Below are 13,347 nucleotides of genomic sequence, written 5' to 3' on the forward strand. Positions count from 1 at the left end.
CCTTACATCCTGTCGATCTCGGTGAGGTCGATATCGATGTCGTACGGATAGGCCACATTAACTCGATCGTGAAAGATCCCCACGGGCACGTACTGGACCGCGGCTGGGTCAAGCTCGTATGCGTAGATCACCATTCGACCATCAGCATTCTCGACTCGCCAGAAGTATTTGATGCCAGCCTTTGCATACAGCTGCGGCTTACGTTCACGATCACGCTCTTCGGAATCAGGCGACACCACCTCGACCGCCAGCAGAACGGCGTCGGCCGGGTACCAGGTGGCTTCCGCATTGATTTCGGCTGCCGCATGCACGACCACCAGGTCCGGTGTGGGCCTTTGTCGCCGACCTAGCACGACCGACATTTCTCGACTTACCCGGAATCTCTCCCAGGGCGCGGCGACGTCGAGCCCGGATTCCAGCAGCGAGACAGCCCTCGAATGAAAGGCGCTCTGGATGCTCCGCAGGACCAGGCTTCCGTCGATCAATTCGGCGTGTGCCGGGAGTCCCGGAATGCGGTCCAGGTCTTCCGCGAAATAGCCCTCCGGCGGTGGTCGATGCCACCCGAATTCCGGATCGGGCTCGAGACTGGTCGGCATCGGACAAGACTAAATCCAGTCGTTGTGGCGGGGCCAGGAGAGGAGGGTGTCGACCACCTCGGGGGGTTCGTGGGGGGAGATCGCCATCGTCGCCGTGTAGCGGCCTCGGTGGAACACCAGCGGGGCCGTGTCTCGGCACTGGCCCAGCGCCGTCACCCGGCCCACCACTATGACGTGGTCACCGCCCGGGTGGACCGCTTCGATCCGGCAGTCGGCCCAGGTCAGGGCGTCTTTCAGGATCGGGGCGCCAGATGGGGACGGTGTCCAGGAACCCGGCGCGAAGCGGTCAGCTCCCGGGCTGCCGAAGAGGCGGGAGAGGTCGCGCTGGTCGTCGGCCAGGACGTTCACCGCGAAGAAGCCCGCTGTCAGGATGCGGCTGCCGGTCTGCGAGGCGGAGCGTACGCAGAAGAGGACCAGCGGTGGGTCCAGCGACAGCGGGGCGAAGGCCTGGCAGGCAAAACCCGCCGGGCCCTCGTCGTCGGTCGTGGTCATCACCGTCACGCCGGTGCAGAAGTGGCCGAACACGCGGCGGAAACGGCCCGGCTCGACGGACACGGAGAGGGTCAATGCCCGCCGCCGCCGAAGAAGCGGTGGCCCCACACGCTGTGCGAGGTCGTCTCGCGGGCCACCCAGGTCGGGTCGTCGACGGTCAGGCCGCCGTACCCGTACTCGATGTCGAAACCGCTCGGCGTACGCACGTAGAACGAGATCATCTCGTCGTTGGCGTGCCGGCCCAAGGTGGAGATCATCGGGGCTTTGTGGCGGCCGCAGCGGTCGATGGCGCGGCCCACGTCGTCGATCGACGCGGTCTCCATCATCAGGTGGACCATGCCGGTCGGCGCCGGGATCGGTGCGAAGGCGATGCTGTGGTGGCGCGGTCCGCAGCCGAGGAAACGCATCCAGAGCGGTGTGTCCGACGGCGGCAGGCCGATCATCTCGGGGTGCAGCCGCATCGAGTCGCGCAGCCGGAAGCCGAGGACCTCGGTGTAGAAGCGCAGCGAGGCCGCGTCGTCGGTGGCCGGCAGGACGGCGTGGCCCATCCCCTGCTCGCCGGTGACGAACGTCGTGCCGTACGGCGATGCGAACGGCCGGGTGTCCAGGGCCGCGCCGCAGAAGAACTCCAGTCGGTTACCGGACGGGTCGTCGACGGCGAACGCCTCGGCCACCCTGCGATCGCCGAGATCGTCGACCGGCTTCACGGCGACCCCGGCGCTTTCCAGGACGTCACGCAGGCGGGCCAGTGCCGAGAAATCCGCCACCTCCCACCCGGTGGCGACCAGCCGGTCCCGGGAACCCGGCGTCACCACGATCCGGGCCGGCAGGGAATCCATCCGCAGATAGAGCGACTTTTCGGACGGGCCACGCCCCGGGGACATCCCGAGAATCTTGGTGCCGAACTCCTGCCAGGCGGGCAGGTCGGTGGACTCGACTCGCAGGTAGCCGAGAGAACGGATCAGACTCACGAGTCCTCCTTGGTGAGGAAATCGATGGCCAGGCGGTTGAACTCGTCGAATTTCTCCAGATGCGCCCAGTGCCCGCAGCCACCGAAGACGTGCAGCCGGGCGTTACGCAGCAGTTTCAGCGCGACCAGCGCGCCGTCGAGTGGATTGACCCGGTCCTCCCGGCCCCAGACCAGCAGCGTCTCGTGCTGTATCCGGTGGGCGTCGCGCCAGAGCAGACCTTCCTCGTGGAAACGGGCGAAGGACGCGCCCATCTCGCCCAGGGCCCGCAGCGCGGCCGGTGTGGAGGCCGCCTCGAAACGCTCGTCGATCAGCGCGGACGTGATCAGCGACGGGTCGAAAACGAGGGTGCGCAGGAACGCCGCGAGCTTCTCCCGGCTCGGATCACGACCGAAAGCGCCCAGGCGTTTCACGCCTTCGGTGGGATCGGCGGAGAACACGTTGAGGCTCAGACCCCCGGGACCCATCAGCAGCAGACGACGGGCGCGCTCCGGAAAATCCAGGGCGAATCGTACGGCTGTGCCGCCACCGAGCGAGTTGCCGATCAGGTCGACCCGGTCGATGCCGAGCTTGTCCAGCAGTTCGGCGAGGCGGTGCGCGGCGAACGTGAAGTACTGCCCGGTGATCGGGTCACCGAGAGAGCCGCCGTATCCGGGCTGGTCAACGGCGAGCACATCGAAATGCGGGGCGAGCGCGGGAATCGTACGCTCGAAGTTGCTCTTGGCAGACGCACCGGGACCGCCTCCGTGGAGAAGGACCACCGGTGAGCCCGCGCCGTCGCGGGAAAAGGCCAGCGTCACGTCACACCATCGCGTCGTTGAGCGGCAGACCGAACTCGCCGCGACCGAACATGGACAGTGCGCGCTCCGGGTCGTTGATGGCATGGACCCGGCCGGCGTGCGCGTCGCGCCAGAACCGCTGGATCGGGGTGCCGACCGCGAGCGCCCGGCCGCCGGAGTTCTCGAAGAGGCGGTCGACGGCTCGGATGGAGAGTTCGGTGCCGCGTACCTGATCGCGCCTGATGCGCAAGCGCAACGGCATCGGAAGCTTCTCGCCCGCGGTGACCAGATCCATCAGCTCGGTCATGTTGGCTCGCAGAGCCAACCATGCGGCGTCGACGTCGCTCGCCGCCTCGGCGACCCGGACCTGGGAGTGTGGATCCTCGGCGGCACGGACGCCGGCATAGGCGGCCCGGACGCGCTCGCGGGTGTAGTCGACGTGCGCGCGGTAGGCACCGGTGGCCATGCCGATCAGCGGGGTGGTGATCGCGTAGGAGAAGATCGACGCGTACGGGATCCGGTAGAGCGGACCGGGGTTCTGCTCCTGGCCCGGGCAGCGCAGACGCGACGTGTCGTTGAAGCTCAGCGATCGGTACGCCGGGACGAACGCGTCCTCGACCACGATGTCGTTGCTCCCGGTGCCGCGCAGGCCGACGGTGTTCCAGACGTCCTCGATCCGGTAGTCGCCGAGGGGCAGCAGGAACGTCTTGAAGTCAGCGGGTGTGCCGTCGTCGCCGGGCGGGACGATGCCGCCGAGCAGCACCCAGGTGGCGTGATCACAACCGGACGAGAAGCTCCAGCGGCCGGTCACCCGGTAACCGCCGTCGACCGCGGTGATCCTGCCGGTCGGCGCGTAGGAGGACGATAGCCGGGTGCTCGGGTCCTGCGCCCAGACGTCCTGCTGGGCGCGGTCCGGGAAGAGGCCGAGCTGCCAGTTGTGCACGCCGATCACCGAGGCGACCCAGCCGGTGGAGCCGCAGGCCGAGGCGATGTCCCGGACGCCGGTGAGGAAGGTGAGCGGGTGCGCTTCGAAGCCGTCGAAACGGGACGGTTGCAGGAGACGGAAGAAGCCGGTCTCGGCGAGGGACTTCACCATTTCGGGATCGAGGGCTCGACGGTCCTCGGTGTCCTGGGCTCGCTCGCGAAGAACCGGTAACAGTTCCCGCACTGCGCTGAGGACCGCTTCCATGAGATCACTCCAGGTGTTTGGCTCTCTTTCGGCGTGGCGCCTATAGTAGAACACGTTCTACCTGACCGACCAGATCCTCCGGAGGTCGATGCCATGCAACCTCGCCTTATCGACACGGGAACCGCTCCGGCCAGGTTCGCCCGCGGCTGGCACTGCCTGGGGCTGGCGGACTCGTTCCGCGACGGGCAGCCGCACGCGATCTCGGCGTTCGGCACGAAACTCGTGGTCTTCGCCGACTCCAGCGGCGAGCTGCACGTGCTCGACGGTTACTGCCGGCACATGGGCGGCGACCTCACCATGGGGACGATCAAAGGCGACACCATCGCCTGCCCATTCCATGACTGGCGGTGGCGCGGCGACGGTCGTTGCGAGGCTGTTCCGTACGCACATCGCGTGCCGCTGCGCGCGCGTACCCGGTCCTGGATCACCTGCGAGGAGAACCGTCAGCTCTTCGTCTGGAACGATCCGCAGGGTGGTTCACCGCCGCCGGAGGTGGCGATACCCCGGATCGACGGTGCGTTTTCCGACGAGTGGAGCTCCTGGACCTGGGACTCGGTGCGCATCGACGGGGCGAACTGCCGCGAGGTCATCGACAACGTGGTCGACATGGCGCACTTCTTCTACATCCACTTCGCGTTCCCGACGTTCTTCAAGAACGTGCTGGAGGGCCACGTGGCGGCGCAGTTCCTGAATACGCGGCCACGGCCGGACGTGCCGATCACGGCCAGCCAGTCCGGGGACACCACGCTGCGGTCCGAGGCGGCATATTACGGGCCGTCCTACATGATCGATTACCTGTACAACACCTGGCACGGCATCGAGGTCGAGTCGGTCCTGATCAACTGCCATTATCCGGTCTCGCCGACCTCGTTCGTCCTGCAGTGGGGCGTGATCGTGAAACAGCTGCCGGGGCTCACCACCGAGCAGGCTTCCCGGGCCGCCGCCAAGTTCGCCAAAGGCGTCGGCGTCGGTTTCCTGCAGGACGTGGAGATCTGGCAGAACAAATCGCGCATCGACAATCCACTGCTCTGCGCCGAGGACGGGCCGGTCTATCAGCTACGCCGGTGGTACGAGCAGTTCTATGTGGACGTCGCCGAGGTCACCGACGACATGACGGCGCGTTACGAGTTCGAGGTGGACACCACTCGCGCTGTGGAGACCTGGGAGGCCGAGGTCGCCGCCAATCAGGCCGCGCAGGCCTCATGAGTTCGCTCTCCGAACGGGAGTCCTATCTGGCGGGCGGCCTCGACAAAGTCGCCTGCGACCGATGCGGCGCTTCGGTTCTGGCGGGTAAGCGCAGTGCCGTGCAGACGAGCGTGCAATGGCCCGCCGGTGGGTGTGCGCGGCTTCTTGACGCTGCCGGTGGGCGGCCGATGGCGCTGGTTCCCACCTGCCCCGATCTGCGGGAGAGCATCAACCGGGCCGTTCGCGAGGGGCGTTTGGAGGTGAGCTAGTTGCCTGACTTCTCGGAAATTACGGTTGCTTCGGTGATTCCGGAGACCGCGGAGGCGTGCTCGCTGGTTCTTGACGCGTCGTTCTCCTATCAGCCGGGGCAATATGTGACGGTGCGGACGCCGGTGGGTGCGCGTTGCTATTCGCTGTCCAGTTCGCCTTTTGAATCGTCCCTGCCGACAATCACCGTCAAACGGGTCCGCGGCGGGGCCGTCTCCAACTGGATCTGTGATCACGTCCGCGCCGGTGACCGGATCGAGTGCTCGGCACCAGCCGGGACGTTCACCCCGTCGACGCTCGACGACGATCTGCTGCTGCTCGCCGGCGGCTCCGGCATCACGCCGATCATGGGAATCATCAAGGCCCTGCGCGGCCAGGCCTTTCTTCTGTACGCGAACCGCGACGCCGAATCGGTCATCTTTCGGGACGAGCTGAACGGGCTTCTCCCGGTGACGCACTGGCTCGATCGCACACAGGGGCTGCCCACTGCGGACGGACTCGCGCCGTTGCTCATTCCGTACCGAAGTCGTGAGGCCTTTGTCTGTGGGCCGGAACCGTTCGTCGCGGTCGCGGAGAAGGCGTTGCAGCTGGCCGGCGTCCCCGCGGAGCGGATCAGAATCGAGCGCTTCGAGATCGAGCCGGTCGGCGACCTCGATTCGGCGGTCGAGGTCTCCATCGACGGGCAGACCCACACGATTCCGTGGCCGGCCGGGAAACGACTGCTCGACGTGATCATCGACGCCGGGCTGAATCCGCCGTTCTCCTGCCGGCAGGGACAGTGCGGCGCGTGCGCGGTGCGCATGACCGACGGCGAGGTCGACCTGTTGAACAACGAGATCCTCGAGGAGGAGGACTTCGAAGACGGCTACATCCTGGCGTGCCAGGCCATCCCGAAGACCCCCTCCATCTCGATCACCTATTTCTGAGCCGACATGTCCTGGGCCGACATGTCCTGTGCCGCGATGTAGCCGAATGTCATGGCCGGACCGAGGGTGGCGCCGGCGCCCGCATAGCCCCTGCCCATCACGGTGGCGGAAGCGTTGCCGGCGGCGTAGAGGCCGGCGATCGGGGCGCCGTCGGCCTTGAGGACGCGGGCGCGTTCGTCGGTGCGCAGGCCGCCCTTCGTGCCCAGGTCGCCGGGTACCAGGGAGAACGCGTAGAACGGTGGCTTTCGCAGGGCGCCCAGGCACGGGTTCGGACGTTGGCGGGGGTCGCCGTAATAGCGGTCGTACGCCGACTCGCCTCGGCCGAAATCGTCGTCGCGACCGGCCAGGGCGAAACCGTTGAAACGGGCGATCGCCGACCGCAGCGCCGCCGGAGGAACCCGGATGGCCGCGGCCAGCTCCTCGACCGTGCCGGCCCGGTGGGCGATGCCGGCCTCGAACCAGCGGCGGGGCAGCTGGGTGCGCGGGGCGCGGCCGGCGAAGACGTAGCGGTCGCGGTAACTCTGGTCGGTTATCAGCCACGACGGCAGGTGCGAGGGCGGGCCCAGCATCGTGTGGACCGCGTCGACGTACGGCGCGGACTCGTTGACGAAGCGGCTGCCGGTGCCGTCGACGATCAGGCTGCCGGGCAGGTTGCGTTCGGCCAGGCAGAAGTACGGCCCGCTGGTCAGCGGGATCGACGGCCCCCACCAGGCCTCGTCCATCAGGTCGAGCGCGGCACCGAGCCGCCGGCCCGCTTCGATGCCGTCGCCGGTGTTGCCCGGGGCGCCGACCGTCCACTCGGTGCCGATGTTCTGGAACTGGCGGCGCATCCGCTCGTTGTGGTCGAACCCGCCGCTGGCCAGGAGCACGCCGCGCCGGGCAAACAACTCCTCGTCGCCGCAGCGAACCCCGGTGACCCGATCATCGTCGACGATCAGGTCGCTCATCGGCGTACCGAGAAGGACCTCGACGCCGGCGGCGCGCAAGCCGGCCCGCAAGCCGGCGGCGAGGGCCTGGCCCATGGTGAGCTTGCGGCGGCGCCGGAATCGGTCGGCCGCGGTGACCGCGGCGAGCCGGGTCGCGGTGGAGACCGCTCGGGGATGTCGCAGGCCCAGCGAGAGCCAGCGGTAATCAACAGCGGTCACGGCCATCCCGCTCGGCGCCGCGAGGTAGGGCGGTGCGAGATCTTTCAGATCCGGTCCGGCCGCGCGGGCGTCCAGCGGGCGAGGTTCGACGGTACGCCCACGCGCCAGGCCGCCCGGTGCCTCCGGGTGATAGTCCGGGTAACCCGGCACCCAGGCGAAATCGAGCGGCGTGTGCGCGCGGACCAGCGCCAACATGTCGGGGCCGTGCGCGAGAAACGCCTTCTGCCGGGCGACCGGAACGTCCGGGCCGGCGATGTGCGCGAGATAGGTGGCGGCATCCCCGCCGGTGTCTCTCAGGATTTCGTTGCCGGGCAGCCACAGGCCGCCGCCGGAACGGGCCGTCGAACCGCCGAAGACCGGCGCCTTCTCCACCACGATCGCGGTCAGTCCGTTGCGGGCCGCGGTGAGCGCCGCGGTCATCCCGGCCGCGCCGCTACCGACCACGACGACATCGAATTCTCTCACTAGAACAGGTTATAGTTATCAGGCTCCGAGGCGCTATCCGGACGAGCGGAAGAGACTGATACCTGTTGCAGAACAGAGTCGTGTACGACGTCGTGGTGGTGGGCTTCGGCGCGGCCGGAGCATGCGCCGCGATCGAGGCCGCCGAAGCCGGCGCGCGCGTGCTCGTGATCGACCGATTCGGCGCCGGAGGCGCCACCGCCATCTCCGGCGGCGTGGTTTACGCGGGCGGCGGCACTCACTGTCAGCGGGACGCGGGCGTCACCGACAACCCCGAGCAGATGTACGCGTACCTGCGCACCGAAACACGCGACGCCGTCTCGCCGGAGACGTTGCGACGGTTCTGCGAGCAGAGTTCGTCGATGCTGGACTGGCTGGGCAACCACGGTGTGCCGTTCGATTCGCGGCTCTGTCCGGACAAGACGTCGTATCCCACGAATCGGCATTACCTTTACGTGTCGGGGAACGAGCGTCCGGGCGTACCCAGGGGTCATCGGACAAGGGCGAGGGGCACCTCCGGGCATGCGCTGCACCGGAGCCTGGCCGAGGCGGCCCGCGCAGCGGGCGCCGAGGTACGCAGCCCGGCGCGCGCGGTTCGGCTGACACCGGACGGCCTGGAGTGCCGCACGCTGCGTGGGTGGCCGAAGCTCGCGCACCGGGTGCTGCATCGGCTGTCGGTGAAGCCGGGGCTGTATCTGCCGGCGCTCGGGCGGGCGCTGCATCGGCAGGTCAGCCGGATCGAGGAACGCTATGCGACGTCATCGGCGATCGAGGCGCGGGCCGTGGTGATCGCGGCCGGTGGATTCGTCTTCCACCGGGAGATGATGCGGGAGCACGCACCGTTGTATCGGCGTGGGTTGCGGCTGGGAACGCCGGGAGACGACGGGTCGGGGATTCGGCTCGGTGTCGCGGCGGGCGGGAGCGTCCGGCATCTGGATCGGGTCACGGTGTGGCGGTTTCTGACGCCGCCGTCGGCGTTGACCGGTGGGTTGCTGGTGGATCGTGACGGGCGGCGGATCTGTGAGCCGACGCTGTACGGGGCGGCGATCGGGGATGCGGTTCTGCGGGCGCCGGGTGGGCGGGCGTGGCTGTTGATCGACGCGGCGGTGCTGGCTGCGGCGCGGCGGCAGGTCTGGCGGCAGACGTTGTGGTTCCAGCGGTGGCAGGCGTGGTGGATGCTGGGGCCCGGGCGGGTCAGCGGGGCTTCACTGGACGCGGTGGCGCGGAAGGCCGGGGTGGATCCGGCGGGGCTGGCGGCTTCCGGCGCTGTGGAGTCTTTCGTGGCTCCGTTCTCGCTCATCGATGTGTCGATCGGGGCTCGGGGGCTGCCCGCGCCGATGCTGACACTCGGCGGTCTGGTCGTGGACGAGTCGAGCGGTGCTGTCTCCGGGGCTGTGCCCGGTGTTTTCGCCGCCGACCGGAGCGCTGTCGGGATCTGCTCCGGCAATTACGTCAGTGGGCTCTCGCTTGCGGACTGTGTGTTCTCGGGGCGGCGGGCCGGGCGGCATGCCGCTGCTTTCGCTCGCACCTTCGTCCGTGGGGGTTCGGATGCTCACTGAGGATGAATGCCGGGAGATCGCTGACCGGTTGTGGACAGCTGAGCGCGATCGGGCGCCCATTCCTCCTCTCACTCGGGAATGGCCCGGGCTGACGGCTGCTGACGCTTATCGGGTTCAACTTCTTAATGTCAGCCGGCGGCCGGATCGGGTTGTCGGGCACAAGGTCGGGCTCTCGTCGGCGGCCATGCAGGAGATGATGGGTGTCGACGAGCCCGATTATGGTCATCTTCTTGACGGCATGCGGCTCAGCGAGGATTCGCCGGTGGACGCTCGCCGTTACTGCTATCCCCGCGTCGAGATCGAGGTGGCGTTTCTGCTCGGGGCGGATCTGCCCGGACGGGACTGCACCGAACAGGACGTGCTGGACGCCACTGAGGCTTTCGCGCCGTCCATCGAGCTGATTGACAGCCGGATCGAGGACTGGCGGATCACGCTGGGGGACACGATTGCCGACAATGCTTCGTCTGCTGGGTTTGTGGTGGGGGCTTCGCGCGTACGCCCGAAGGCTCTTGATTCTCGCGGCATCGCCGCGGTTCTCTATCGCGGGGATGAGCCGGTGGCAGAGGGCCGGTCCGACGCCGTTCTGGGAAATCCGGTGACGGCGGTGGCGTGGCTGGCGCGGACTGTCGCGGGGTTCGGGGTGCGGCTGCGTGCCGGGCATCTGATCATGCCGGGGGCGTGTGCGCGGGCGGTGGATGCGCGGCCCGGGGATTCGTTCCGGGCGGAGTTCAGTGGGCTCGGTTCGGTGCGGCTGGCGTTTTCTTCTGGGGAGGGCTCATGCTGACGGCGGCCATCGTCGGGTCGGGAAATATCGGGACCGATTTGATGTACAAACTTCTGCGTTCGCCGGTGATCTCGCCGCGATGGATGGCGGGGATTGATCCGTCGAGTCCGGGGCTGGCGAGGGCTGCCGCATCGGGGCTCGACACGAGTTCCGGCGGGGCAGAATGGATTGTCTCCCTTGATCCGTTGCCGGACATCGTGTTCGAGGCGACTTCGGCGACCGTACATCGGGCCAATTCCTCGCTGTATGCCGACGCCGGCATCCGGGCGATCGACCTGACGCCCGCCGCGGTGGGTCCGGCCGTGGTGCCGTCGGTGAATCTCGGTGACCATCGGGACGCGCCGAATCTGAATCTGATCACCTGCGGCGGGCAGGCGACCATTCCGATGGTTTTCGCCGTTTCCCGGGTGGCACCGGTCTCCTATGCGGAGATCGTCGCCACCGTCGCTTCGAAATCGGCGGGGCCGGGCACCCGGGCGAACATCGACGAGTTCACCCGCACCACCAGCCGGGGACTGGAAACGATCGGTGGCGCGGCTCGGGGCAAAGCGATCATCGTGCTGAATCCGGCGGAGCCGCCGCTGGTCATGCGGGACACCATTTTCTGCGCTGTTCCGCCGTCGGTGGATCGGGCGGTAGTGGTGAAGTCGATTGTGGAGATGGCAACGGACGTCGCCCGTTTTGTGCCGGGGTATCGATTGCTGGATGAGCCGCAGTTCGATGTGGTCGGGTCGGTGTTGCGGGTCGCGGTGTTCGTCGAGATATCAGGCTCCGGCGACTATTTACCGAAATATGCCGGAAACTTGGACATCATGACCGCAGCCGCCGTCCGGGTGGCCGAGGAGCTGGCGCGATGACGACCTCGATGGCGGCCCGGGTGGCCGGGCCGACGATCAGGATCACCGACTCGACGCTGCGGGACGGCTCGCACGCCAAACGGCATCAGTTCACCGCCGGCGAGGTACGCGACGTCGTGTCCGCCCTGGACGCGGCCGGGATCCCGGTCATCGAGGTGGCACACGGGGACGGGCTGGGCGGGTCGTCGTTCACCTACGGACTGAGCCACACGCCCGAGCAGGAGCTGATCAAGGTGGCGGTGGCGACCGCCCAGCGCGCGAAGATCGCGTTTCTGATGCTTCCCGGGGTCGGCGTCATCGACGACATCCGGGCCGCCGCGGGGAACGGCGCGACGGTCTGCCGGATCGCCACCCACTGCACCGAGGCCGACATCGCGGTGCAGCACTTCGGGCTGGCCCGGGACCTGGGGCTGGAGACAGTCGGGTTCCTGATGATGTCCCATGCGGTCACGCCTTCCGCGCTGGCGCGGCAGGCTCGGATCATGGCGGATGCCGGCTGCCAGTGCGTCTACGTGGTCGACTCGGCGGGGGCGCTGGTGCTCGACCAGGTCAGCGACCGGGTGTCGGCGCTGGTCTCCGCGGTGGGGAGCGACGCCCAGGTGGGTTTCCACGGCCACGAGAACCTGGGGCTCGGCGTGGCAAATTCGGTCTTGGCGGTCCGAGCTGGCGCCGAACAGATCGACGGCAGCACCCGGCGTTTCGGGGCGGGCGCGGGCAACACGCCGGTCGAGGCTTTCGTCGGGGTCTGCGACAAGCTCGGGATCGAGACAGGCGTGGATTTCTTCGCCATCGTGGACGCCGCGGAAGAGGTCGTGCGTCCGGTGATGCCGGACGAGTGCCGGCTGGACCGGATGGCTTTGATCATGGGGTATGCGGGGGTTTATTCGAGCTTCCTGCTGCATGCGTATTCGTTGGCCGAGCGTTATCGGGTGTCGGGCGCGGAGATCCTGGTGAGGGCGGGCGAGCGGCGGCTGGTGGGCGGCCAGGAGGACCAGCTGATCGCGATAGCCAGAGAGCTTGCAGCCACACCGACGTGAGCCGGCACGCCCTCCGCCGGGTGAATTCGGGGTGGGTGGGGGTGGCAGGATCGGGTTGTGGGTGTTGTGCGGGTACGGGGGTGGGGGCTGCCCAGCGGGGAACCCCTCGATCTCTATGCCGATGGGGGGCGGTGGACCACTGATCCGGTTCGGAACGCTGAGCTTGTCGGTGAAGGGTGGCTGCTGCCGGGGCTGGTTGACGCGCACACCCATCCGGGGGCGGTCAAGGCCGGGGATCCGCTCGACCACGAGGTCCTGCGGGAGGATCTGCGGGCGCATGTCGCGGCCGGGGTGACGCTGGTGCGGGCGCCAGGGCTGGCCGGGGAGCCGCCCGAGTGGTTCGGGCGGGACGACGATCTGCCTCGGGCTGTGCACGCTGGGCCTTGGATCGCGCAGCACGGGCAGTTCTTTGACGGGTGGGGGCGGCGGGCCGAGCTCGTCGATCTGCCCGGGACCGCGGCGGCGCAAGCTGAAAGCAGCGGGTGGGCGAAGATTGTCATCGACTGGTGGCCCGGGGATCCGATCGTGCCGGTGGACGTGCTGCGGGAAGCGGTCGCCCAGGTGCACGCGGCCGGTGGGCGGCTTGCCGTGCACTCGACGCATACGGCCGGTTGCCTGGTCGCCGTCGAGGCGGGAGTGGATTCGCTGGAGCACGGGATGGGGCTCGACCCGGAGCTGCTGCACCGGATGGCCGCTCAAGGGACCGCACTCACGCCGACGCTCAGCCTGATCAACGCGGGAGTCGCGCGTTTGAAGGACGGGCCGCCCGACGAGAAACGGCAGTGGTATCTGACGTCCGGCGAAGTGCACGGCGCGCTGACCGCCGCCGCTGTCGAAGCCGGGGTCACCGTGCTGGCCGGCACTGATTCACGGCCGCACGGGCGGATCTCCGACGAGGTCCGGGCGATGGTCGCGGCGGGGGTGAGCCCGCACGAGGCACTGGGTGCGGCGTCCTGGACGGCCCGGGATTACCTGGGTCTGGGCGGGCTGGTCGACGGGGCTCCGGCAGATGCGGTCGTCTTCAAGGACGATCCCCGGAAACATCTCGGGAAACCCGAAGCAGTAATCATGAGAGGAAAGCTGATCGGCGGCCCCGCTTGA

General features: G+C 68.2%; 14 protein-coding genes. 8 read left to right on the forward strand and 6 right to left on the reverse strand.

Annotation, left to right across the window (positions count from 1 at the left end; translation table 11 throughout):
- Nucleotides 1–2 precede the first annotated feature (2 nt).
- Genes B0I29_RS02865 through hsaA form a run of 5 tightly spaced genes read right to left on the reverse strand, consistent with a single transcriptional unit; the run spans nucleotide 3 to nucleotide 4,024 of the window.
- The gene (locus B0I29_RS02865) at nucleotides 3–596 is read right to left on the reverse strand and encodes a Uma2 family endonuclease (protein WP_111647198.1); all 594 of its coding nucleotides are present in this window, start codon (nucleotides 594–596) and stop codon (nucleotides 3–5) included.
- A gap of 9 nt (nucleotides 597–605) precedes the next feature.
- On the reverse strand, nucleotides 606–1,163 hold the full coding sequence (gene hsaB, locus B0I29_RS02870; RefSeq protein WP_111647199.1) for a 3-hydroxy-9,10-secoandrosta-1,3,5(10)-triene-9,17-dione monooxygenase reductase subunit: 558 nt from the start codon (nucleotides 1,161–1,163) through the stop codon (nucleotides 606–608).
- Nucleotides 1,160–2,059, reverse strand: coding sequence for an iron-dependent extradiol dioxygenase HsaC (hsaC, locus tag B0I29_RS02875; RefSeq protein WP_111647200.1), 900 nt, complete (start codon nucleotides 2,057–2,059; stop codon nucleotides 1,160–1,162). The genes hsaB and hsaC overlap by 4 nt, the downstream gene beginning before the upstream one ends.
- Nucleotides 2,056–2,856, reverse strand: coding sequence for a 4,5:9,10-diseco-3-hydroxy-5,9,17-trioxoandrosta-1(10),2-diene-4-oate hydrolase (hsaD, locus tag B0I29_RS02880; RefSeq protein ID WP_245972153.1), 801 nt, complete (start codon nucleotides 2,854–2,856; stop codon nucleotides 2,056–2,058). The genes hsaC and hsaD overlap by 4 nt, the downstream gene beginning before the upstream one ends.
- A gap of 1 nt (nucleotide 2,857) precedes the next feature.
- Complete coding sequence (gene hsaA / locus B0I29_RS02885; RefSeq protein WP_111647202.1) at nucleotides 2,858–4,024, reverse strand: 3-hydroxy-9,10-secoandrosta-1,3,5(10)-triene-9,17-dione monooxygenase oxygenase subunit; 1,167 nt, start codon at nucleotides 4,022–4,024, stop codon at nucleotides 2,858–2,860.
- A 93-nt stretch (nucleotides 4,025–4,117) separates the two neighbouring features.
- Between hsaA and B0I29_RS02890 the strand changes: the two genes are divergently transcribed.
- From B0I29_RS02890 to B0I29_RS02900, 3 genes are read left to right on the forward strand one after another with little or no spacing between them, the layout of a single operon-like run.
- Nucleotides 4,118–5,230 (forward strand): 3-ketosteroid-9-alpha-monooxygenase, oxygenase component, encoded by a 1,113-nt coding sequence (locus B0I29_RS02890; RefSeq protein WP_111647203.1) that lies wholly within the window; start codon nucleotides 4,118–4,120, stop codon nucleotides 5,228–5,230.
- Nucleotides 5,227–5,478 carry a hypothetical protein gene (locus B0I29_RS02895; RefSeq protein ID WP_111647204.1) on the forward strand — a complete coding sequence of 84 codons (252 nt, stop codon included), beginning with the start codon at nucleotides 5,227–5,229 and terminating at the stop codon, nucleotides 5,476–5,478. Before B0I29_RS02890 ends, B0I29_RS02895 begins: the two co-directional genes overlap by 4 nt.
- On the forward strand, nucleotides 5,479–6,402 hold the full coding sequence (locus B0I29_RS02900) for a ferredoxin--NADP reductase (RefSeq protein WP_111647205.1): 924 nt from the start codon (nucleotides 5,479–5,481) through the stop codon (nucleotides 6,400–6,402). It begins immediately after the preceding gene.
- Here the strand turns inward: B0I29_RS02900 and kstD are convergent.
- Nucleotides 6,393–8,012, reverse strand: a complete 1,620-nt coding sequence (kstD, locus tag B0I29_RS02905) for a 3-oxosteroid 1-dehydrogenase (protein ID WP_111647206.1) — start codon at nucleotides 8,010–8,012, stop codon at nucleotides 6,393–6,395. The genes B0I29_RS02900 and kstD overlap by 10 nt on opposite strands.
- 65 nt (nucleotides 8,013–8,077) lie before the next feature.
- Here kstD and B0I29_RS02910 point away from each other — a divergent pair, with 65 nt between their 5' ends.
- The 5 genes from B0I29_RS02910 to B0I29_RS02930 all read left to right on the forward strand — a co-directional run bounded on the left by B0I29_RS02910 (nucleotide 8,078) and on the right by B0I29_RS02930 (nucleotide 13,347).
- Entirely contained in the window at nucleotides 8,078–9,568 is a 1,491-nt protein-coding gene (locus tag B0I29_RS02910) for an FAD-binding protein (RefSeq protein ID WP_245972157.1), read from the forward strand.
- A 196-nt stretch (nucleotides 9,569–9,764) separates the two neighbouring features.
- Nucleotides 9,765–10,352, forward strand: coding sequence for a 2-keto-4-pentenoate hydratase (locus B0I29_RS02915; protein WP_245972158.1), 588 nt, complete (start codon nucleotides 9,765–9,767; stop codon nucleotides 10,350–10,352).
- Entirely contained in the window at nucleotides 10,346–11,209 is an 864-nt protein-coding gene (locus B0I29_RS02920; protein WP_111647208.1) for an acetaldehyde dehydrogenase (acetylating), read from the forward strand. Before B0I29_RS02915 ends, B0I29_RS02920 begins: the two co-directional genes overlap by 7 nt.
- Nucleotides 11,206–12,246 carry a 4-hydroxy-2-oxovalerate aldolase gene (dmpG, locus tag B0I29_RS02925; protein WP_245972159.1) on the forward strand — a complete coding sequence of 347 codons (1,041 nt, stop codon included), beginning with the start codon at nucleotides 11,206–11,208 and terminating at the stop codon, nucleotides 12,244–12,246. Before B0I29_RS02920 ends, dmpG begins: the two co-directional genes overlap by 4 nt.
- A gap of 57 nt (nucleotides 12,247–12,303) precedes the next feature.
- Nucleotides 12,304–13,347 carry an amidohydrolase family protein gene (locus tag B0I29_RS02930; RefSeq protein WP_111647209.1) on the forward strand — a complete coding sequence of 348 codons (1,044 nt, stop codon included), beginning with the start codon at nucleotides 12,304–12,306 and terminating at the stop codon, nucleotides 13,345–13,347.

The sequence above is a fragment of the Actinoplanes lutulentus genome (genome assembly GCF_003259845.1).
GTDB classification, from domain to species: Bacteria; Actinomycetota; Actinomycetes; order Mycobacteriales; family Micromonosporaceae; genus Actinoplanes; species Actinoplanes lutulentus.

Bases quoted from the DNA above. Each gene is read 5' to 3' on its own strand.
- B0I29_RS02865 (WP_111647198.1), bottom strand. From the start codon at position 596: ATGCCGACCAGTCTCGAGCCCGATCCGGAATTCGGGTGGCATCGACCA.
- hsaA (WP_111647202.1), bottom strand. From the start codon at position 4,024: ATGGAAGCGGTCCTCAGCGCAGTGCGGGAACTGTTACCGGTTCTTCGC.
- B0I29_RS02920 (WP_111647208.1), top strand. From the start codon at position 10,346: ATGCTGACGGCGGCCATCGTCGGGTCGGGAAATATCGGGACCGATTTG.
- B0I29_RS02915 (WP_245972158.1), top strand. From the start codon at position 9,765: ATGGGTGTCGACGAGCCCGATTATGGTCATCTTCTTGACGGCATGCGG.
- dmpG (WP_245972159.1), top strand. From the start codon at position 11,206: ATGACGACCTCGATGGCGGCCCGGGTGGCCGGGCCGACGATCAGGATC.
- B0I29_RS02895 (WP_111647204.1), top strand. From the start codon at position 5,227: ATGAGTTCGCTCTCCGAACGGGAGTCCTATCTGGCGGGCGGCCTCGAC.
- B0I29_RS02890 (WP_111647203.1), top strand. From the start codon at position 4,118: ATGCAACCTCGCCTTATCGACACGGGAACCGCTCCGGCCAGGTTCGCC.